We start from the raw sequence: 21,017 nt of genomic DNA, 5'->3' as shown, positions 1-21,017 counted from the left end.
CGCGAAGTGACCCCGCGTTGCAGTTGCGAGGCGGGCGTTTAGACCTCTGCGGCCACTCCGCCGCGGGAAATTTCCACCATGTCCTCGCGCGGGACCACCTTGATGCGTTCGCGCTGGACGGCGACGCCGTGCGACCCGCCGGCGGCGGTGGCCTTTTCCCCGAGGGCGCGTTCGTGCTCGTCCAGGGCCAGCCAGCCTTCCCAGCTGGTGTACTCGACGCCGCGGCCCGCCAGGAGCTCGACGATCGCCTCGGGAGCAGGCGACGCGGCCACCGGCAGGTTCTCGCGGTCCTCGAGCAGGTAGGTCACGGTTTCGAGGGCGTCACCCTTGGTGTGGCCGATCAGTCCCACCGGCCCGCGCTTGATCCAGCCGGTCGCGTAGAGCCCCGGCACGTGGCTGCCGGCGGCGTCCAGAACGCGGCCACCGTCGTTCGGGACGACTCCCTTGCTGTGGTCGAACTCGACCTCGGGGAGGGCGGAGCCGAAGTATCCGATGGCGCGGTACACGGCCTGGACCGGGTAGTCGACAAACTCGCCGGTCCCGCGGGCGTTGCCGGTACCGTCCAGTTCGGTGCGCTCGAACTTGATCCCGGCGACGCGGCCGTGGGTCCCGGCGTCGTCTGTTTTTTCTCCGTAGATCTCGACAGGGCTGTGCAGGAAGTGCAGGTGCAGCCGGCGGGACGCGGTGAGCTCGGAGAGGTCCTCGGGCTGCTCGGCGATCCAGTTGGTGAGGGTGCCCACCATGGTCTTGGTCTGGTTGTTGCTCTGGATCTGCCGGTCCGATTCGGCGTCGAACTCGAAGTCCTCGGCGTAGAGGATGATGTCCACGTCCTTGGAGTGGGAGAGTTCGCGCAGTTCCAGGGGCGTGAACTTGACCTGGGCCGGCCCGCGCCGGCCGAACACGTGCACGTCCGTGACCGGCGAGGACTTCAGGCCGGCGTAGACGTTGTCCGGGATTTCGGACACCAGGAGGTCGTCGGCGTGCTTGGAGAGCATGCGGGCCACGTCGAGGGCCACGTTGCCGTTGCCGATCACGGCGATCTCCTTGGCCTCCAGCGGCCATTCGCGGGACACATCGGGGTGCCCGTCGTACCAGGACACGAAGTCGGCGCCGCCGTACGAGCCCTCGAGCTCGATGCCGGGGATGTTGAGGTCCGCATCCTTGATGGCGCCCGTGGCGAAGATGATGGCGTCGTAGTGGGCGCGGAGGTCATCGATGGACAAGTCCGTGCCGTAGTCCACGTTGCCGAAGAACCGGATGTCGCCGCGGTCCAGGACCTTGTGCAGGGCGTTGACGATGCCCTTGATGCGGGGGTGGTCGGGGGCCACGCCATAGCGGATCAGGCCGTAGGGTGCCGGGTAGCGGTCGAAGAGGTCGATGCTGACAGTGAGCTCGCCGCTCTTGACGGCCTCGCTCTTGGTCAGAATGTCCGCGGCGTAGACGCCGGCGGGACCGGAGCCGACGACGGCGACGCGCAGCGGGCGGGCGGCGGTTCCTACGGGGGTGCTAGTTGACACGGCTGTGTTCCTTTTTTCTTCTGCATCCGTTGCTCCACAAACGCCCTTTTGGGGCTTGATAACGGCAGTTATGGAGCAATCGACGGGTGTTAGGGGGTCAGTACGCGGGTCTTGGTGGTGCGGGGAGCGTTCGGGGAGGTGGTGCTGTAGTCCGCGGTCTTGAAGTGCGACGGCGCGAACGGGCTGACGCGGACCACGTCGCCGATCACGATCACGGCGGGGTTCGCTACGCCTGCGGCCTCCGCCTGGTCCGCGATGGTCCCGAGGGTTCCGATGGTCACCCGCTGGTTTGGCAGGTATCCATTCTCTACGATGCCAACAGGCGTCTGAAGAGGCAAACCGGCGCGGGCCAGGGAGGCCGCGGAATCGCGCAGCTGGCCCACACCCATGAGCAGGATCACAGTGTGGTCGGCACGGGCCGGAACTTCTGCGAGTTCCTCGTGGCCGGTAACCACGCTGAAGCCTTTGGCGAGCCCGCGGTGCGTGACCGGGATGCCGGCGGCGGCTGGGACGGAAATGGCCGACGTGACGCCGGAAACCACTTCAACCTCGACGCCGTGCTGCCGGCAGAATTCGGCTTCCTCGCCGCCGCGGCCCAGCACATAGGGGTCGCCGCCCTTGAGCCGGACCACGCGGTGGCCCTGCAGGGCTTCCTCGACCAGGATCCGGTTGATCTCGGACTGTGGCACCGGATGGTGGCCGGGGGTCTTGCCGACCTCCACCACGCGGACGTCGGGGGCCAGTTCGGCCAGGAGTCCACGCGGGCCGAGCCGGTCCGCCACCACGACGTCAGCCTGGCCAAGGAGCCGGCGGCCGCGGACGGTGATGAGTCCGGTGTCGCCGGGGCCGCCGCCCACGAGGGCCACGGATCCGGGAGTTGCCCCCCTCCCGGAAAGACGGTGCCGGCGCAGCGGCAGGTCTCCGGTGGCCAGGGCGGTGGCGACGGCGTCCCGCAGGGCCATGGCGCGGCGCGGGTCTCCACCGGCGTTGACGGCGATCTTGACGTCGTCCACCACGGCGACGGCGGGCGTCCAGGCGGCGGACGCTTCGTGGTCGGAGGCGTTAACGCACCAGATGCGCTGCGCCTCGGCGTCCGCAGAGACCTGGGCGTCCACGGCGGCGTCGCCGGTGGCGGTCTGGACAAACCAGACACCGTCGACGTCGGAGGGGCGGTACGGGCGGGGCTCCCAGTTCAGGAGGCCGGCGTCGGCGAGTTCAGCCATCGCCGGGCAGGCGACCGGTGCCACGACGGTGACGCGGGCTCCGGCGTCGAGCAGGCCCCTGGTGCGCCGGGTGGCCACCGGTCCGGCGCCGACCACCAGCACGGGACGGCCGAGGAGGCGCAGCGCCGTGGGGTAAATGTCCTGAATTGCCATGCATCGACGATAGGGCGGCGTCACATAGCGGAACAACGGTGCGGCAACACCAGTTCACGCAAGGTAACGCCGCGTCACATAATTGCGGGCTCCCGTGGGCTCATCCGGGCTCAACTGGTCAGGCTGGGAGCACAGGCCGGGGCCTACTTCACGGCGATGAGCTCGATGAGTTTGATGTCGGGATCCTTGGCGAGCAGGGCGGGACCGTGTTCGCCAAGTGCGGCAGGAATGGCCCCGTTGAGGTGGGCCTGCCGGTCCTCCTCGGTATCGAAGGTGTCGAAGATGCCGAAGGTGTTCTCGTTGACGCGGAAGGCATACCAGGTTCGCGTTCCGGGCTCGTTGAACACGATCTCCCGCCCTCCGTTCAGGAAGTCCCAGACGTCCTGTTCCTTCCCCGCTTTGGCTTCGACCAGGGCCAGCACGCCAAATTTTGCTGCCACAGCGACCTCCTAGGAATCGGGCTTTGCATCAGCCGCGGAAGGGGCCGCAACCCGGCCTCTAGGCGCGAGTGTAGGCCTGTGCCCGTGCCCGGGCAAGGAGTCATCGCAAAAGCAACGCGGGGTCACTTACGGCCGATAAACCCAAGGGATATCGGCCGTAAGTGACCCCGCGTTGTCTTGGTGGGGCTGGGTGGTGGGGCCTAGCGGGTGCTGCCGGCCAGGAGGCCCCGGCGGCGGAGCAGCCGCTTTTCAATCGGGGCGAACACGAGCAGTTCGATCAGGATTCCGACGGCGAGGATCAGCAGGATCGCGGACATGACGATGGTCATATCGGACAGGACGCGGCCCTGGTCCAGCATGGAGCCCAGGCCGAAGCCGATGGTGCCGCCGACGGCGATGATTTCCGCCGCCATGAGCGAGCGCCACGAGAACGCCCAGCCCTGCTTGAGGCCACCGAGGTACCCGGGCAGGGCAGCCGGCAGGATGATCTGCAGGGCCAGCTGGAGCCGGGACGCACCCAGGACCTTTCCGACGCTGCGGTACTGCGGCGGAATCTGGTCCACACCGGAGATCAGGCCATTGATGATCGAGGGAATGGCACCCATGAACACCACGAAATACACGGTGGCGTCCGTGATCCCAAACCAGAGAATGGCGGCCGGCACCCACGCCACCGACGGCAGGACCTGCAGCCCGGAGATCAGCGGTCCGAACGCGCGGCGCAGCGGTGCCACCTGGGCCAGCACGAGGCCCACCGGCGTCGCGATCACCACGCTGATCAAGAAGCCCACGACGCCGCGCTGCAGCGAGGTCCAGACGGCCTCTTGAAGCTTGCCCTCGCTCCACAAGGTTCCGACCTGGCCTACGACATCCAGGGGGCCGGGCACGACGTCGCGCCGCTTGAAGCCGAGGGAGACGTACAACTGCCACAGGATAATCAGCACCGCGAGCGCAGCCACCGGCAACAGGATCCGGCTCCAGTCGATGCGGACCTTGCGGATGGAGTCTGACTGCAGGGAATCGAGGCCCGCTTCGAGCTCGCGGAGATCTTCCTTGCCGGTGGAGGACCGGGTCAGCGCTGCGTGGACTTTGCGGGTCTCGGCCGGGGCGTCCGCCACGGGTAGCTGGTTACTTGGCATGGCGGCGGATCTCCTCGCGTAGCCGGGCGGTGATTTCGCCGGTGAGCTGGCCGGCCAGTCCGGCGTCGGTGCGGTGCTCTTCGCTGACGTGCCATTCCCGCACCACGCGGCCGGGCCGGGAGGACAGCAGCAGCACGCGCTGGCCAAGCCGGACGGCCTCGCGGACGTTGTGGGTGACGAAGACGATGGTCCGGCCGGTTTCCTTCCAGATGCGTTCCAGCTCGTCATGGAGCAGGTCCCGCGTGATGGCGTCCAGGGCCGCGAACGGCTCGTCCATGAGGAGCAACTGGCGGTCCTGGGCCAGCGACCGGGCCAGGGACACGCGCTGGCGCATCCCGCCGGAAAGTTCGTGGGGACGTTTGTCCCCCGCCCCGCCCAGGTGCACCAGGTCCAGCAACTCCCCCGCCCTGACCCGGCGGTCAGCCTTCCCGACGCCGCGGAGCTTAAGGGCCAGCTCGATGTTTTCCCGCGCGGTCAGCCAGGGAAACAGTGCCGCGTCCTGGAACATGAAGGCGGCGCCGTCGCTGGGCACTTCCAGGGCCCCCGACGTCGGGGCCTCCAGTCCCGCCATGATGTTGAGCAGGGTGGACTTGCCGCAGCCGGAGGCACCGAGCAGGGCGACGAACTCGCCCTGCCCGATGGTGGCGTTGACGTCGTCCAGCACCGGGGCGCCGGCGCCGAAGCGCTTGCCCAGGTGTTCCAGTACGACTGGCATGGTCTGGTCCTTACTGTTGTGGCGGGTGGCTGGAGGCCAGGGAGCTACTCTTTGCCGAGCCCTTCGGCGGAGATCTTCTTGCCGGCCGCACTCTCGCCCAGAACACTGTTGAGCGCCGTGAGGTCGAAGATGCCGTTGATGTCGGCCTGCTTGGTGGTGCCGGCGTCGACGCCGTCCTGGAGCAGTTTCTTGTACGTCCCGGCGAGCGGGTCGGTGGTGAAGACAATGTTCTTCAGGGACCGGTCGATGACGTCGGCCGGCAGCGCCTTGCCGGCGGCTGCCTTGAGTCCGTCATTGAGGACAGTGGCTTTCTCGGCGGCGGGCGCCGCGTTGAGCCAGTCCACGGATTCGACATGGCCCTTCAGCAGCGCCTGCACGGTGGCAGGGTGCTCGGCCGCGAACGTCTTGTTGACGATCAGGACGGTGGTGACGAACTCGCCCTTCTCCCACAGGTCCTTCTCGTCGACCAGGACCTTCGCGCCGGCCTGGAGCACCAGGCGGGAGGCCCAGGGCTCGGGCAGCCACGCGCCGTCGAGCTTGCCGTCCTGGAACAGCTTGAGGGTCTGCGCGTTCTCGGTCGGGTTGATCGAGACGTCGCCGCTGCCGTCCGTGGAGGTCTTGAACCCCTGCTTGCCGAGCCAGGCGCGGAGGGCCACGTCCTGGGTGCCGCCGAGCTGCGGCGACGCGAGCGTCTTGCCCTTGAGGTCGGCGGCCGAGTTGATGCCGGGTTTGACCACCAGCTGCGCTCCGCCGGACGTTGCGCCGGCAATGATGCTGATGGATTGGCCGTTGCTCTTGACGTAGGAGTTGATGGCGGGGTTGGGCCCGATGTAGGTGGCGTCGATGGCGCCGGCGTTGAGGGCCTCGATCGCGGCCGGGCCGGCGTTGAACACCTGTGTACTGAGCTTGGTCGCCCCGAGGTCGTTGGCGATGAACCCCTTGTTGACGCCCACCAGGGCCGGGGCGTGGGTGATGTTGCCGAAGTAGCCGAGCTTGAGCTCGGTGGCCGGGCCGGCGTCCGCTGCGGCCGCTGCCGGGGCGGTTTCCGGGCTGCGGGACAGCGAGGATGCCACGGCGGCGCCGGCGCCGATCAGGAGCACGAGCCCCGCGACGAGGGCGATCTCCAGGGTGCGCTTGCGTTTGGGTTTGCCGGTCTCGCCGGCGACGATCCGGGTGGTGCCGGGCTGCGTGCCGGGCCCGGGGTTTTCGGGGGTGTGTGACATGGGTGAAGTCCTGTTCTGGGGGTGTGCGGAAGGGCCGGGCGGATGGTCAGCGCCGGCGACATCGCCCCTGGAAGTCCCTGCGGGGGAGGCCGGGGAACCGTTCCTGTGTCTTCATTCATTCACCATAGGGAGAGTCATATTCGGGGTTCAACGGCCCGGAAACCGGGGGTCACGCGGGTTCACGCAGCGTCACATTCGGCCCCAAATGAGGGCAGCTTGTTTCCCGGACCACCGCCAATGGCGGCCGACCGGGAAACAAGCTGCGCCCGTGTGACACGTGGCCTAGATCGAGTAGCGCTCGTCCTCGTGGTCGCCGGGGTGGTCGTTGACCAGGCCTGCGGCGAGGGTGTTGCCGTCGAGCGGGTCGATCACGAGGAACGCCCCGGTGCGGCGGTGGTGCAGGTAGTTCTCCAGCGGAAGCGGGGCGGCGAGCCGAAGCTGGGCGTGCCCGATGTCGTTCAGCTCCAGGGTGGTGGTCGGCTCCAGGCCGAAGCTGGCGAGGTCCAGCTTGCCCGTCACGTTCCGGACCAGGGCCTGGACGGTGCGGGTGCCGTGCTTCACCAGGACCTTGGCGCCCTCCCGGAGCGGTTTGGGCGAGAGCCAGCACAGCGCGGCGTAGAGGTCTGCGCTGCTCTCCGGTATTTTGCCACCGGCGGTCCCCGCCGCCGCGATCGTGTCACCGCGGGCGACGTCGAACTCATCTGCGAGGCGAAGGGCCACGGACTGCGGTGCTGCCGCCTCGGCGAGCTCGCGGCCAGCGAAGTCGATCCCGGCGACGGTGGTGGTGCGCGGCTCCTGGCCCGGGGTCAGGATGCTGACCTGGTCCCCCACCTTGACCGAGCCTTCGGTGATCTGGCCGGCATAGGCACGGTAGTCGCGGTACGCCTCCGGATCGAGGCCGCCGGCAATGGCATCCGGAGCCAGCGCGCCCTGCGGCCGGACCACCAGCTGGACCGGGAAACGGAAGCTCTCCAGGTGGCTTTCGAGTTCGTCCGCGGCCGGCAGCGTCTCGAGGACTTCCAGCAGCGCCGGGCCGTCGTACCACGGGGTGCGCTCCGAGGCATCGACCACGTTGTCGCCGTCGAGCGCGGACACGGGGATGACCCGGAGGTCCGCCACGCCATCGGAACCGAGCCCGAGTTCGCGCCCGACCTGCTGGACATCCGCCTCGATCGCGCGGAACACGTCCTCGCTGAAGTCCACGAGGTCGATCTTGTTCACGGCGACGATCACGTGCGCCACCCGCAGCAGCTGCAGCACGGACAGGTGCCGGCGGGTCTGCTCCAGGACACCCTTGCGGGCATCGATGAGCACGACGACGGCGTCCGCGGTGGACGCGCCAGTCACCGTGTTCTTGGTGTACTGCACGTGCCCGGGGCAGTCCGCGAGGATGAAGCTGCGCCGGTCCGTGGCGAAGTAGCGGTAGGCGACGTCGATCGTGATGCCCTGCTCGCGTTCCGCGCGCAGGCCGTCGGTCAGCAGCGCCAGGTCGATCGCTTGTGTGCCGGTGGCCCCTTCACCGCCGAACCCGCGGTCCGCGGAGGTGCGGGCCACGGCGTCGAGCTGGTCGGCGAGGATCGCCTTCGAGTCGTGCAGGAGCCGGCCAACCAGGGTGGACTTGCCGTCGTCGACGGAGCCTGCGGTGGCGAAGCGGAACAGCGTGGTGGGCAGCGCCGCGGAGACCAGGTCCGGGCCCGGGAGAAACGTTTCCGTGCTCATTAGAAATAGCCGTCCTTCTTGCGGTCTTCCATGGCGGCCTCGGAGATGCGGTCATCGGCCCGGGTGGCGCCACGTTCGGTGATGGTGGAGGCGGCAACCTCAATGACGACGTCGCGCACCGTGGCGGCGTCCGATTCCACGGCGCCGGTGCAGGACATGTCGCCGACGGTCCGGTAGCGGACGGTCTTGGTGATGACTTCCTCGTGTTCGCGCGGCTGGGAGACCTCGCCGACGGCACGCCACATGCCGTCGCGGGCAAAGACTTCGCGGCGGTGGGCGTAGTACAGGCCCGGCAGCTCGATGTTCTCGCGCTCGATGTAGCGCCACACGTCCAGTTCGGTCCAGTTGCTGATCGGGAACGCGCGGACGTGCTGGCCCACGGTGTGCCGGCCGTTGTACAGGTTCCACAGCTCGGGCCGCTGGTTGCGGGGGTCCCACTGGCCGAACTCGTCGCGCAGGCTCAGGATCCGTTCCTTGGCCCGGGCCTTGTCCTCGTCCCGGCGGCCGCCGCCGAAGACGGCGTCGAACTTGTTGCGCTGGATCGCATCCAGCAGCGGCACGGTCTGCAGCGGGTTCCTGGTGCCGTCGGCACGCTCGGCCAGCTCACCGGAGTCGATGAATTCCTGGACGGAGCCGACGACCAGCTTCAGGCCCAGCCGCTCCACGGTGCGGTCGCGGAAGTCGATGACCTCGGGAAAGTTGTGCCCGGTGTCCACATGCAGCACCGGGAACGGCACCTTGCCCGGCCAGAAGGCCTTCGTGGCCAGGTGCAGCATCACCACGGAATCCTTGCCGCCGGAGAACAGCAGGGCAGGCTTCTCGAACTCGGCGACCACCTCGCGGATGATGTGGATGGCCTCGGACTCAAGGGTGTCCAGGCTGGAGAGTCGTGTGGCTGCGACGCCGATTGCCGCCCCCGCCCCTGCGCCGCGCGGCTCCGACAGGCCCGATGCCACTCCTGGGGCGGCAACCGGCGTCTCAGCTGCGTCGTGGTCCAGCACCGACAGCTCCAGGTCCTCGTTGGTGATTTGAGTTCTCATACGTGTAGTCCGCATTCTGTCTTGTCGGTTCCTGCCCAGCGTCCGGCGCGGGGGTCGTCGCCGGGCGCCACTTTGCGGGTGCAAGGCTGGCAGCCAATGGACGGGTAGCCCTGTGAAAGCAGCGGGTTGACGGGAAGAAGATTGTCGTCGGAGTACTGCACCAGCTGGTCGAAAGACCACGCCGCCACCGGGTTGACCTTGACCAGGCCGTTGGCCTCGTCCCAGGTGACCAGCGGCGTGTTGGTGCGGGTGGGGGCCTCGTCGCGGCGGACCCCGGTGAACCAGAGCTCGTAGCCGGCCAGGGTGCGGCGCAGCGGCGCCACTTTACGCAGGGCGCAGCACTGCGCGGGGTCGCGGGCGAAGAGGTCCTTGCCCAGGAGCCGGTCCTGCTGCTCCACGGTGTTCTCCGGCAGCACGTCCACGACGTTGACGCGCAGGTTGGCTGCCACCTCGTCGCGTGTCGCGTGCGTCTCCGGGAAGTGGTAGCCGGTCTCCAGGAACAGGACGTCGACGCCGGGAAGCTGGTCCGCGACCAGCGCCGGGAGGACCGCATCCGCCATGGAGCAGGCGACGGCGACCGTCGGCAGATCGAAATTGCGGGCCACCCAGGCAATGACGTCGCGGGCCGGGGCGTCCCAGCCGAGCTCGGCGGCACCGGCCTCGGCGAGGGCCTTGAGCTCATCGTGGGTGCGGAGGACTGCGGTCACTGAAGATCACCCTCGTCCGCGGCGAAGGCCCACTCGGCGAAGCTTTGGCCCTCGGAGCGGTCGGCGACGAACTTGCGGACCACGCGTTCAACGTAGTCGGGCAGTTCTCCGGCCGTGACCTTGAGGCCCCGGACGGTGCGGCCCAGGCCTGCCTCCTCGCGGCTGTCGGACGCGAGCCCGCCGCCGAGGTGGACCTGGAAGCCGGGGGTGGGGTCGCCGTCGGGCGTTGGCAGCATCATGCCCTTGAGGCCGATGTCCGCCGTCTGGATCCGGGCGCAGGAGTTGGGGCAGCCGTTGATGTGCAGGGACAGCGCCTGGGGCAGCTGCTTGCTCTCGGCGAGGTCGGCCAGGCGGCGTTCCAGTTCGGCGACCGCCGTCGCCGCGGTCACCTTCGTTTCCACGATGGCGAGCTTGCAGAACTCGATGCCGGTGCAGGCGATGGTGCCGCGCCGGAACACGGACGGGCGGGCGGACAGGCCCAGCGCGTCGAGCTCGGCCACGAGCGGGTCCACCTCGTCCTTGGGCACGTCGAGGACCACGAGCTTCTGGTGCGGGGTGGTGCGCAGGCGCTGCGAGCCGCGGGCCTCCAGGGTGTCCGCGAGCTTGACCAGCTGGCTGCCGGAGAGGCGGCCGGCCAGCGGGGTGGCGCCGATAAAGAACTTGCCGTCCTTTTGTTCGTGGACGCCGATGTGGTCGCCGGGTGTGGAGGGCTTCGGGGCGGCCGGGCCGTCGGCGAGCTTGTAGCCGAGGTATTCGTCCTCGAGGACCTGGCGGAACTTCACCGGTCCCCAATCGGCCAGCAGGAACTTCAGGCGGGCCTTGGTGCGCATGCGCCGGTAGCCGTAGTCGCGGAAGATGCTGGTGACGCCGAGCCACACGTCGGCGGCCTGGTCCGGCCGGACGAAGGCGCCGAGGCGCTTGCCCAGCATGGGGTTGGTGGAGAGCGCGCCGCCCACCCAGAGGTCGTAGCCGATACCGAGTTCGGGGTGGACCAGGCCCACCAGGGCGACGTCGTTGATCTCGTGCACCACGTCCTGGCTGGGGTGTCCGGTGATGGCGGTCTTGAATTTGCGCGGCAGGTTGGCCAGTTCCGGATCGCCGATGAACCGCTCGGCGAGTTCCTGGATCAGCGGCGTGGGGTCGATGATCTCGTCCTTGGCGATGCCCGCCACCGGGGAGCCGAGGATCACGCGGGGAACGTCGCCGCAGGCTTCCGTGGTGGACAGCCCCACGCCCTCGAGCCGGCGCCAGATCTCGGGCATGTCTTCGACCCGGATCCAGTGCAGCTGGATGTTCTGGCGGTCCGTGAGGTCGGCCGAGTCGCGGGCGAAGTCCACGGAGATCTGGCCGATGACGCGCAACTGCTCGGTGCTGAGCGCACCGCCGTCGATCCTGACTCGGAGCATGAAGTATTTGTCTTCGAGCTCGTGCGGTTCAAGCGTGGCAGTCTTGCCGCCATCGATCCCGGGTTTGCGCTGGGTGTAAAGCCCCCACCAGCGGAAGCGGCCGTGCAGGTCCGTGCCGTCGATCGAGTCGAAGCCGTGTTTGGAGTAGACGGACTCGATACGCTCGCGGACGTTGAGGCCGTTGTCTTCCTGTTTCCAGGTCTCGTTGGCGTTCAGCGGCGTGGTGCCGTCCACTTTCCACTGCCCGTGCGGCTTTGCGGCCGGGCGGGAAGGGCGCTTGGTGCGGCCGGCGGCAGCCTCGTCCGTGGACGCTCCGGCTAGAGCTGTATCAGTCATGCATCGACTGTAGGGGCGGCCGTAATCCCGTCACAAAGGGTCAGAAACGGGGAGTCACCTAGGGCAACATTTCGTCACGAACCGCCGGAAACCCTTGAAGTCGACCACTGGCTGTGCATCTGCGCGGACCGTCAGGGCAGGGGTTGCGATGACCCCGCCAGCGCCGCGTCGTAGCGTTCGAGGGCAATTTCGGCGAGGACGGGCGAGGGCAGCAGCGGCGCCGTCACCAGGTCCGCGCCGGCCTTGGCCAGCTGGTCGTGGAAGAAGCCGGGCGCCAGAAGATACGAGGCGATGACCACCCGTCCGCCAAGGTCCACCGCTCCTGCCGACTCCCCCGCACCGGCACCGCCGGCGGCCTCCTCGCGGAGCATGGCGACGGCGTCGGGAACCGAGGGTTTGGCGGAGGCGCCGTAGGCGGCCACGATCCGGTTGGAACGCAGGGCGCGGAGCTGTTCCGTGAGTTCCTCGACACTCTGCGCGGCTCCGGGATCGGAGGAACCGGCGGCGGCGAGGACGACGGCGTCGTTGTCCGTTACCCCGGCCTCGCGCAACCGCGCATCCAGCAGCCCTGCGAGCCGCGGATCCGGACCCAGCGGCGCCGCGGCCAGGGAGTTGGGCCGGCTCTTCACGGCGCTGGCGATGTCCACCTTGACGTGGTACCCGACGCTGAGCAGCAGCGGAACCACGACGGCGGTCTCCCCCGCCGGGAGCCCCGCCACGACGGCCGGCAGGTCCGGGTCCTGCACGTCGACGTAGGCCTCGCGGACGTCCAGCCCGGGACGGAGCCCGGCGATGCCGTCCCGGAGCGCATTGACCTCCGCTGCCCCCTGCGGGCTCGACGTGCCGTGGGCGCAGGCGATCAGGATGGGGGTATTCATAGCCGCTAGCGTAACCTTGGAGCCGCCCTATCCGCCCCCTTGCAATCGACCGGGACGCTTCATGACCTTCTCCTTCAGCCTTGTCCTGGTCTGGCTTGACCTCGCCGGCGTGTTCTTCTTTGCGGTCTCCGGCTCGCTGCTCGCGGCGCGGAAGCAGTTCGACATCATCGGTTCGCTGCTCCTGGCCTCGGTGGTGAGCCTGGGCGGCGGCGTCATCCGCGACATCATCATCAACGCAGGTCCGCCCGCCGCGTTCACCAACCCGGCGTATCTGGCGCCGCCCCTGTTTGCCACGGTGCTGGTGTATTTCCTGTTCTCCAGCGTCCAGCGCTTCACGTCGCTGCTGGTCCTGTTCGACGCCGGCGGGCTGGCCCTGTTCTGCATCACCGGCACACTGAAGGCCCTGGCCGCGGGGATGAATCCTGTGGCTGCCGTCCTGCTGGGTGTCACGACGGCGGTAGGTGGCGGCCTGCTGCGGGATATCACCGCCAACGAGGTGCCGCAGCTCTTCGACCCCAAGGATCTGTACGCACTGCCGGCGTTCGCCGGGTCGGCGTCGACAGTGATCCTGTCCCTCACGGGGACCTTCACCGCGGTGACCGCGTGCGCCGTCGCCGGGGTTGTCTTCGCCTTCCGGGTCACGGCCTGGCGGCGCCACTGGTACGTTCCGCTGGCGGTGCGCGGCTGGCACCGGCTGGGCCTGGACACCGCGGAAAACGACCGCTGAGGATTAGCTAGGATAAGACCATGACTGACATGTTCCTCGAGAAATTCCGCGCGCTTGTCCCGAAGTATCTCGAAGACGAATGGCAGGAAGAAGATGGCCTCCCGGCCGGGGAGCTCGACGCCGCCCTCGCCGAACACCAATTCCAGGTCCCGCTGGTCCTGCGCGAGTTCTACCTGGCCGTTGGCGGCTGCGAGGACATCATGGAGGCCTACCACTACTTCTGGGACCCCGAAGAGCTCGAAGTAGATGACGAGGGTTTCCTCATGTTCCTCGAGGACGAGGAAGAGCAGTTCACCTGGGGCTTCCGCGTCGGGGACCTCAGCATCCCGGATCCCATCGTGTACCGCCGCAACAACGCCCGCGGCCAGTGGAAGAGCGAGGAAGGGACCTTCTCCGAATTCGTCTTCGACATGTTCGAGTGGGCCTTCAACGACGAGGACGAGGACTAGGCCTTCTCGGCTACCGCCCTGGCCGGGCCCTCCTGCCGCCGTCGTCCCCCGGCTCTCCTGCGGCCGGCATCGACAGCCCGGAGCGCCGATTCTCCCCTTGCTTGGAGTCCCCCACCGGAGTGTCCAGCGGAACCGCCGGCGTTCTGCGGCGTCGTAATTTCATACGTGGGGAACTTCAGCGGATGACCCTGCCGCGCAGCACCTGCCGCACCTCATCGACCACTTTCTGCGGGTTGTGAACGACGTCGTGATACCCGTACCGGAGGACGGCGTAGCCGGTCAGGGTGCTGGCGTTGTTCCGCCCCCGGTCCTTCTTGACCTGCGCGCGCTCAAGATGGGTGCTCCCGTCGATCTCCACGATCAGAAATCCTTCAAGCAGGAAGTCCACGAAGCCGATCCCCGGCAGGTACACCTGCGTCTGGGTATAGATTCCCTGGCTCCTGAAGAGCAGCCTGGCAACGACCTCGATCGCCGAGTCAGCCGTGCCTGGAACGGCGCGGCGGAGGCGCAGGTGAGCATGCCGTTCGCGAGCACGGCAGCCACGAAATCCCGCCGCGCACCGGGCAGCGCCACCACGCCATGGCGGAGGCGACGAATTTCCCCGGCAGCCACGGCAGTGCGGATCCCGTTCGGCGTAAAGCCGGCCTGCAGCAACGTAGCCGTGCGGGCAACCGAGCCGGCGAATTCCAGATAGCCCTTGACGTCCATGGAGCAAGCACACAGGCCGCATCACACCCCGGGCGGCAACAACGTCGGTCATGTGGACAACTCCGCACCATCCGCGCCGCTCATATCCCTCGCTTTTGACGGGGTCCGACGGCGTGTCCCGCCACCGGCCGGCGTGTCCCGCAGTTGTCCGGCCAAAGGCGGGGAAACTCAGCGCGACAAACGTCCGGAAAGGAATCGAAATCTTATGACGACAAATTTACAAAAAGGTCTAGACTCTATGACATAACTGTCATATGCTCTTTCTTGGGTTCACCAAATGCCTCCGGTGGATCTGATGCGAACGGAGAAATGGCCCCGGTTCGGCACAACGGACGACTCGAACGTTGTGAGGAACCGGGGCCATTCCGTTTAAGCCGGAGGCACGGCTCAGCGGCCGGCCTAAACCGGAGGCACGGCCGGGACGGCGCTGAAGGCTCAGCGGCCGGTCTGGCTATACGCGGAGGCCGGGGACTTAGCTGCTGCGGTCTACTACGGCGTGGGCAAAGCTGGTCAGCGAGGCCTTCACGACGCCTTCGGGCAGCGGGGCAAGGGCGGCAATGGCCTCATCGGCCCAGGCGCGCGCCACCACCCAGGACTGTGCGGTGACGGGGTGTTCCCGGAGTCCGGCCACGGCGGCGGCCAGGGCCTCATCCGTGCTGAGGTCGCCGTCGATCAGCGTCAGCAGTTCGACGGCGGCCTGATCGCCGTCGCGGGCCGCGTTGCGCAGCAGCAGCACGGGCAGGGTGGGGACCCCTTCGCGCAGGTCGGTCCCCGGCGACTTGCCGGACTTGACCTTAATCCCGGTGACGTCGATGACGTCGTCGGCGAGCTGGAAGGCCACGCCCACCTTCTCGCCGTACTCAACCAGGATGGGCTCGTAGGCTTCGTCGGCGCCGGAGAAGATCGCGCCAAGCTGCCCGGAGGCGGCCACGAGCGAGCCGGTCTTGTCCGCGATGACGGAGAGGTAGTGCGCCAAGGGGTCCTCGTCCGGGCGCGGTCCCACAGTCTCGTGCAGCTGGCCCAGGCAGAGCCGTTCAAAGGTGCGGGCCTGGATGCCAAGCGCCCGGGACCCAAGCTCCGAGACCAGGATGGAGGCGCGCGCAAAGATGAGGTCGCCGGTCAGGACCGCGACGGAGTTGCCCCAAACCTCGTGGGCCGTCGGCGCCCCCCGGCGGAACGGCGCGGAGTCCATGACGTCGTCGTGGTAGAGGGTGGCGAGGTGCGTCAGTTCGACGACGACGGCGGCCTGCACCACTGCGGGCAGGGAGGCGTCGCCGAGGTGGGCGCACAGCAGGGTCAGCAGCGGCCGGATGCGCTTGCCGCCGGCTTCCACGAGGTGACGCGACGTTGCGTCAGCCAGGGGATCGGAGTTGGCGATGGCTTCGCGCAGCTTCTTCTCGACGCGCGCCAGGTTGGTGGTGAGCGCGGGGCCCAGCTCGGGGTCGCCCGCAATGGCCGAGAAGCCTGCCGGCAGTTGGAGTCCGGTGGCGATCGCGGTGGTGTTGAGGCTGGGTTCAGCGCTCGGCAGGCCGTGTCCGGCGTGCGTCCAGCTTTGGTCTGCAGAGTTGGTCACGGGTTAACCCTAACTTTTTGTTGCGGAAACCGCGGAGTTGGTGCCGGAGCGCGGAACACTGTCCGTGGTGGATGCGGCCTTGTTGGACAGTGCCTTGTTGGACAGTGCCTGATTGGACGTGGCGGGAACCAGGGACTCCAGGACCCGGATGACCCGGTCCTCGAAACCCTTGGCGGCAGGATCGGTGAGGTTGGCCAGCATCCGCACCACGAAACGCATGAGCACGGGGACAGGCATGCCGGTCCGGAGGGCCAGTTTCATGACGGCCGGCTTGCCGATCAGGGCGGCGAACGCCCGGCCCAGCGTGAAGTGTGAGCCCCACTGCTGCCGCACGTAGTCGGCATACCGGGCAAGGTGCGCGTCGGCGGCCCTGGCGGCCTCCGTCCCGGACCCCCAGCCGGCGGACGCGGACCGGGCAGCGGCGTCGGCGATGAATTCGGCCGCGAAGCGGGCGGACTCCATGGCGTAGGAGATGCCCTCGCCGTTGAACGGGGAGACCATGCCGCCGGCGTCGCCGAGGAGCAGCAGACCCGGGGAATAGTGCGGGGTGCGGTTGAAGCCCATGGGCAGTGCGGCGCCGCGGATCTCGCCCACCTGGTTCTCCGGGGTGAAGCCCCAGTCGGCGGGCATGCCGGCGGTCCATTCGCGCAGCACCTGCTTGTAGTCCAGCTTGCCGAAGTCTTTCGAGGAATTCAGGATGCCCAGGCCCACGTTGGAGGTGCCGTCGCCGACGCCGAACACCCAGCCGTAGCCGGGCAGGAGTTTGCCGTCGCGGCCGGGAAGCTCGAGCCAGCCTTCCATCCAGTCGTCCTCGTGCCGCGGCGAGGTGAAGTAGGTCCGCACGGCCACGCCGAGCGGCCGGTCGTCGCGCTTGCCGATGCCCAGTGAGACGGCGGTGCGCGTCGAGTTCCCGTCGGCGGCGAGGACGACGTCGGCACTGAAGTCGCGCGTCTCGCCGGTCTTGCGCCCGGAGTTGTCCAGCAGCGCGGCGCGCACGCCGGTCACCCGGCCGTCCTCGGAGCGCAGCGCCTCGGTGACGCTGTGGCGTTCCAGCACGACGGCGCCCGCGGACTGGGCATGGCGGGCGAGCTGTTCGTCGAAGCCGAGCCGGGTCCGGATCAGCCCGTACTGCGGGAAGTCGGCCACCTCCGGCCAGGGCAGTTCGATCGTGCGGCCGCCGGCGATCAGGCGCAGGCCCTTGTTCCGCCGCCAGCCGTCGGTTTCAGGATGGGCGAGTCCCAGCTTCTGGATCTCGCGGACCGCGCGCGGGGTGAGTCCGTCGCCGCAGACCTTCTCGCGCGGAAAGCTGGTTTTCTCCAGCACCGTGACGTCAATGCCGGCTTTGGCAAGGTAGTAGGCGGCGGTGGATCCGGCCGGGCCCGCCCCGACGATCAGTACATTCACAGCAGGGATCGGCTATCGGCCGGGCCGGGTGATGTTGCGGCGCAACTTGGCCACGGGTCCGGTGTGGGCGGCCAGCGCCGCAGCGCCGGCGGCAGGGCCGGTTGAGGGGTCTGCCGGTTTCTGCGCCCGGTGCACGGCGACGATGCCGCCGCTGAGGTTGCGGTAGGTGACGGTTTCCCAGCCAGCCTCCTGCAGCCAGGCCGCGAGGTGGTCCTGGTCCGGCCAGGCCCGGATGGACTCGGCGAGGTAGACGTAGGCGTCGGGGTTGGAGGAGACCTTGACGGCGATGGCCGGCAGGGCCCGCATGAGGTATTCGGTGTACATGGTGCGCCACAGGGGCACCACCGGCTGGGAGAATTCCGCGATGACCAGCCGGCCGCCGGGCTTGGTGACCCGCAGCATCTCGGCCAGGGCCTTCTTCGGCTCGTTGACGTTGCGCAGGCCAAAGGAGATCGTGCTGGCGTCGAAGGTGTTGTCCGCGAATGGCAGGCGGGTGGCGTCCCCGGCGATGAAGTCGATGTCCGGGCGGCGGCGCTTGCCGACCTTGAGCATGCCAAGGGAGAAATCGCAGGCGATGACGTTGATGCCTGCGTCGGCGTACGGCTCGCTGGACGTGCCGGTGCCCGCGGCGAGGTCCAGGACGCGCTGGCCGACCGATACGCCCATGGCCTCGACCACCACCTTGCGCCAACGCCGCGTCTGCCCCAAGGACAGGACGTCGTTGACGACGTCGTATTTGGGGGCGACGTCGTCAAACATCGTGGCTACTTCGTCCGGACGCTTATCCAAGGATGCTCGGTTCACCCTGACATTGTCTCAAATGATCGGCGCTCCCACGAACGGAGCGTCAATTGACGCGGCTTTCACCTGCGGCAACGGCCGCGGCACGCTCGTCCGGGCCCTGCGGACTCGTGTATATCCACCCAACGGGCGATCACGGGCTAGTGTTATGCCATCATGACGAGCACGTTCCGCACCTTGACAGTCCCCCTCGATGCCGAAACTTTCCCCGGGGGCCTGCCGTCGTTTCTGGTCCGGGATGATGTCCTCTGCTGGACCCGCCGCGAGGCCGGGCTCGTGGGCTTCGGCGAGATCGCCCGGTTCACCGCCACCGGCCCCGAGCGGTTCCTGGAGGCGGACATCTGGTGGCGCCACCAGGTCCTGGAGGCAGAGATCGAGGACCGTGTGGGTTGCCCCGGCACCGGCCCGGTCGCTTTCGGCTCCTTCGCCTTCTCCAAGGCTTCCGCCCATGAATCCCGGCTGCTGGTCCCGGAAATCGCCGTGGGGCTCCGCGACGGCCAGGCCTGGCTCACCCAGCTGACGTTCGACGACGGCGAACTCACCGAAGCCGGCGCCCGCGCCGCCCTGGACCGCTGGCTTAGCAGCACGAGCACCAGCCCCGGCTCAAATCCCGGCGCCAGCGCCAATCCCGGTCCCGGCTCAAATCCCGGCGCCGCTGCCAGCGCCAATCCCGGGGCCCGAGTGACTGTGGTGGACGACCCGGTGCCTGCGGCCGCGCAGGCCGGTGGCGCCGTCGTACGTCCTTTGCCTTTGGCCGCAGGGGCCACGTTGCACACCGGCTCGCTCAGCGAGGAAGACTGGATGGCCGCCGTTGCCGCCGGGGTCGCAGAGATCCGGACCGGCGCCCTGGAGAAGTTGGTACTGGCCCGCGACGTCGTGGCCACCGTCCCCACCGGCGTCAAGGCCGCCGAGGTGCTCCGCGAGCTGTCCGCCCGGTACCGCGAATGCTGGACGTACGGGGTGGACGGGCTGGTGGGGGCCACGCCGGAGATGCTGATCCAGGTGGAGGGCCGCACCGCGCAGGCCCGGGTCCTGGCCGGCACACTGGACCGCCGCGACGCCGACGGCATGGACGGCTCCCCGCTGGAATTCGCCGAGCGCGTCCTCGCCGGCTCCGAGAAGCAGCGCCACGAACACGACATCGCGATCCAGTCCCTGACCACGCAGCTGGCCCCGTTTTCCGAGGCCATGAACGCGCACAGCGAGCCCTTCATCCTCGAACTGCCCAATGTGTGGCATCTGGCGTCGGACGTCAAGGCCGAACTGGCCGAGGTGGAAGGCCACGTCCCCACCTGCCTGGCGCTGATCAACGCACTGCATCCGACTGCGGCCGTGTGCGGCACTCCCACCACTGTGGCCGGGGCGCTCATCCGCAAGCTCGAGCATCTGGACCGCGGCCCGTACGCCGGGCCGGTCGGCTGGCTCGACGCGGCCGGCAACGGCGAGTGGGGCATCGCCCTGCGCGGCGCCGTCATCGAATCCCCGCACACGGTCCGGCTCTACGCGGGCTGTGGCGTGGTGGACGGCTCGGTTCCCGAGACCGAACTCGCCGAGACGTGGGCGAAGTTCCGCCCCATGCTGGAGTCGCTCGGCATCAGCAGCTAGCCCGTGGTGCTGGCGGCACCGGCCCTGCTGGTGAACCGGCCCCGCTGGTGAACCGGTTCCGGCGAATTGGACACACCGATCTGGCACCGCGGGAGCCGTCGAACGGACAGGAATCCGGGATCACAGACAGAGCGGGCATTGAAGATATTGCATTTGGGTCTGGTTTAGTTATCCAATAGTGAAACTTAGTTTTCTGTGACGTACATCTCTTGTTCGGCGATACACTATAAATCGGCCTCGTTATGCATCCCTCCGGCAACAAAAGGTAAGAAAATGCAGATCTCCCCTTCGCTCCTGAGCAACCCCGCACTGAAGGTCGCCACGGTGCTCGCCGTGAGCGCATTGGCCCTCACAGCCTGCACGAACGCCTCCGAGACCGGGACCGGCGGCGCGGCAACCGCTTCGGGCAGTGCCGCGGCCAGCTTTGACCCCAGCACGATCCAGAAGGACGACACTCTGGCGGCCATGTTGCCCGAGTCGATCAAGTCCAAGGGCACCCTGACTGTGGGCTCGGATACGTCCTACGCCCCCGCGGAATTCCTCGGCACCGACGGCCAGACACCGGTTGGCTACGACGTCGACATTGCCAAGGCGATCGGCGCCGCGCTCGGCCTGAAGGTCCAGGTCCAGACGGCCGAATTCACCGGCATCCTTCCGGCCCTCGGCCCGAAGTACGACCTCGGCATCTCTTCCTTCACGATCAACCCGGAACGGCTTGCCGCGGTGAACATGGTCAGCTACTACCAGGCAGGTACCGGCTGGGCCGTGCAGAAGGGCAACCCGAAGAAGATCTCCCTCGATGACCTGTGCGGCAAGTCCATCGGCGTGCAGACCGGCACCATCCAGGAAGATCCGGACCTCTCGGGCCGCAACAAGAAGTGCATCGCCGAGGGCAAGCAGCCCATCAACATCGTGACGCTCAAGACCCAGACGGACATCACTACCCGACTGGTCAACGGCAGCATCGATGCCATGGCCGCCGATTCCCCCATCATCGGCTACGCACTGACCCAGACCAACGGCCAGATCGAGAAGCTCGGCGAGGTCTACGATTCCGCTCCCCAGGGCATCGCTGTCGCCAAGTCGGACACGGCCCTGGCCGACGTCGTCCAGAAGACCATGACCAAGCTGATGGAAGACGGCTCCTACACGAAGATCCTTGAGGGCTGGGGCGTCACCGACGGTGCCATCACCAAGTCCGAGGTCAACCCGGCGGCGGCGTCTTGAGCCTTCCAACAACCGGACCCGCAACAG

At 68.1% G+C, this 21,017-nt stretch carries 19 protein-coding genes; 4 read left to right on the top strand and 15 right to left on the bottom strand.

The genetic code is table 11. The features are described 5' to 3' along the window. Positions 1-38: 38 nt before the first annotated feature. From C560_RS0105770 to C560_RS21335, 11 genes are all read right to left on the bottom strand, one after another. A complete protein-coding gene (locus C560_RS0105770; RefSeq protein WP_026537482.1) occupies positions 39-1,517 on the bottom strand; it encodes an FAD-dependent oxidoreductase in 1,479 nt (492 codons plus the stop codon). An 89-nt stretch (positions 1,518-1,606) separates the two neighbouring features. Next, positions 1,607-2,893 carry a uroporphyrinogen-III C-methyltransferase gene (cobA, locus tag C560_RS0105765; RefSeq protein WP_026537481.1) on the bottom strand — a complete coding sequence of 429 codons (1,287 nt, stop codon included), beginning with the start codon at positions 2,891-2,893 and terminating at the stop codon, positions 1,607-1,609. A gap of 143 nt (positions 2,894-3,036) precedes the next feature. Next, a complete protein-coding gene (locus C560_RS0105760; protein ID WP_026537480.1) occupies positions 3,037-3,333 on the bottom strand; it encodes a putative quinol monooxygenase in 297 nt (98 codons plus the stop codon). 200 nt (positions 3,334-3,533) lie between these two features. Further along, positions 3,534-4,472, bottom strand: a complete 939-nt coding sequence (locus tag C560_RS0105755) for an ABC transporter permease (protein ID WP_026537479.1) — start codon at positions 4,470-4,472, stop codon at positions 3,534-3,536. Then, the gene (locus C560_RS0105750) at positions 4,462-5,187 is read right to left on the bottom strand and encodes an ABC transporter ATP-binding protein (protein WP_018775157.1); all 726 of its coding nucleotides are present in this window, start codon (positions 5,185-5,187) and stop codon (positions 4,462-4,464) included. Before C560_RS0105750 ends, C560_RS0105755 begins: the two co-directional genes overlap by 11 nt. A gap of 44 nt (positions 5,188-5,231) precedes the next feature. Further along, positions 5,232-6,410 (bottom strand): ABC transporter substrate-binding protein, encoded by a 1,179-nt coding sequence (locus tag C560_RS0105745; protein WP_026537478.1) that lies wholly within the window; start codon positions 6,408-6,410, stop codon positions 5,232-5,234. A 282-nt stretch (positions 6,411-6,692) separates the two neighbouring features. After that, positions 6,693-8,129 carry a sulfate adenylyltransferase subunit 1 gene (locus C560_RS0105740; protein ID WP_026537477.1) on the bottom strand — a complete coding sequence of 479 codons (1,437 nt, stop codon included), beginning with the start codon at positions 8,127-8,129 and terminating at the stop codon, positions 6,693-6,695. Continuing rightward, entirely contained in the window at positions 8,129-9,169 is a 1,041-nt protein-coding gene (cysD, locus tag C560_RS0105735) for a sulfate adenylyltransferase subunit CysD (protein ID WP_231494279.1), read from the bottom strand. Before cysD ends, C560_RS0105740 begins: the two co-directional genes overlap by 1 nt. Next, entirely contained in the window at positions 9,166-9,876 is a 711-nt protein-coding gene (locus C560_RS0105730) for a phosphoadenylyl-sulfate reductase (RefSeq protein WP_026537475.1), read from the bottom strand. Before C560_RS0105730 ends, cysD begins: the two co-directional genes overlap by 4 nt. Then, the gene (locus tag C560_RS0105725) at positions 9,873-11,618 is read right to left on the bottom strand and encodes a nitrite/sulfite reductase (RefSeq protein ID WP_026537474.1); all 1,746 of its coding nucleotides are present in this window, start codon (positions 11,616-11,618) and stop codon (positions 9,873-9,875) included. Before C560_RS0105725 ends, C560_RS0105730 begins: the two co-directional genes overlap by 4 nt. A gap of 131 nt (positions 11,619-11,749) precedes the next feature. Further along, a complete protein-coding gene (locus C560_RS21335) occupies positions 11,750-12,496 on the bottom strand; it encodes a sirohydrochlorin chelatase (protein ID WP_043422649.1) in 747 nt (248 codons plus the stop codon). A 61-nt stretch (positions 12,497-12,557) separates the two neighbouring features. On the opposite strand from C560_RS21335, the gene C560_RS0105715 reads away from it, so the two are divergent. Both C560_RS0105715 and C560_RS0105710 read left to right on the top strand, forming a co-directional pair. After that, the gene (locus tag C560_RS0105715) at positions 12,558-13,223 is read left to right on the top strand and encodes a trimeric intracellular cation channel family protein (protein WP_026537473.1); all 666 of its coding nucleotides are present in this window, start codon (positions 12,558-12,560) and stop codon (positions 13,221-13,223) included. A gap of 20 nt (positions 13,224-13,243) precedes the next feature. Next, positions 13,244-13,672 carry a hypothetical protein gene (locus C560_RS0105710; protein WP_026537472.1) on the top strand — a complete coding sequence of 143 codons (429 nt, stop codon included), beginning with the start codon at positions 13,244-13,246 and terminating at the stop codon, positions 13,670-13,672. 175 nt (positions 13,673-13,847) lie between these two features. Here the strand turns inward: C560_RS0105710 and C560_RS23795 are convergent, their stop codons facing one another. From C560_RS23795 to C560_RS0105690, 4 genes are all read right to left on the bottom strand, one after another. Continuing rightward, the gene (locus C560_RS23795; RefSeq protein ID WP_026537471.1) at positions 13,848-14,084 is read right to left on the bottom strand and encodes an endonuclease domain-containing protein; all 237 of its coding nucleotides are present in this window, start codon (positions 14,082-14,084) and stop codon (positions 13,848-13,850) included. 768 nt (positions 14,085-14,852) lie between these two features. Beyond that, positions 14,853-15,953: a polyprenyl synthetase family protein gene (locus tag C560_RS0105700; protein WP_026537470.1), complete on the bottom strand. Its 1,101-nt coding sequence runs from the start codon at positions 15,951-15,953 to the stop codon at positions 14,853-14,855. Positions 15,954-15,962: 9 nt separating this feature from the next. After that, positions 15,963-17,357: a geranylgeranyl reductase family protein gene (locus C560_RS0105695; RefSeq protein WP_026537469.1), complete on the bottom strand. Its 1,395-nt coding sequence runs from the start codon at positions 17,355-17,357 to the stop codon at positions 15,963-15,965. A gap of 12 nt (positions 17,358-17,369) precedes the next feature. Then, on the bottom strand, positions 17,370-18,161 hold the full coding sequence (locus C560_RS0105690; RefSeq protein WP_081801635.1) for a demethylmenaquinone methyltransferase: 792 nt from the start codon (positions 18,159-18,161) through the stop codon (positions 17,370-17,372). A 153-nt stretch (positions 18,162-18,314) separates the two neighbouring features. On the opposite strand from C560_RS0105690, the gene C560_RS0105685 reads away from it, so the two are divergent. Together C560_RS0105685 and C560_RS0105680 are read left to right on the top strand one after the other, a co-directional pair. After that, a complete protein-coding gene (locus tag C560_RS0105685) occupies positions 18,315-19,763 on the top strand; it encodes an isochorismate synthase (RefSeq protein WP_026537467.1) in 1,449 nt (482 codons plus the stop codon). 273 nt (positions 19,764-20,036) lie between these two features. After that, complete coding sequence (locus C560_RS0105680; RefSeq protein WP_026537466.1) at positions 20,037-20,990, top strand: ABC transporter substrate-binding protein; 954 nt, start codon at positions 20,037-20,039, stop codon at positions 20,988-20,990. Positions 20,991-21,017 lie beyond the last annotated feature (27 nt).

The sequence above is a fragment of the Arthrobacter sp. 9MFCol3.1 genome (genome assembly GCF_000620385.1).
Lineage (GTDB): Bacteria > Actinomycetota > Actinomycetes > Actinomycetales > Micrococcaceae > Arthrobacter.
The sequence above is the reverse complement of the archived record's forward strand: the minus strand, read 5'-3'. Positions and strand labels throughout refer to the sequence as shown.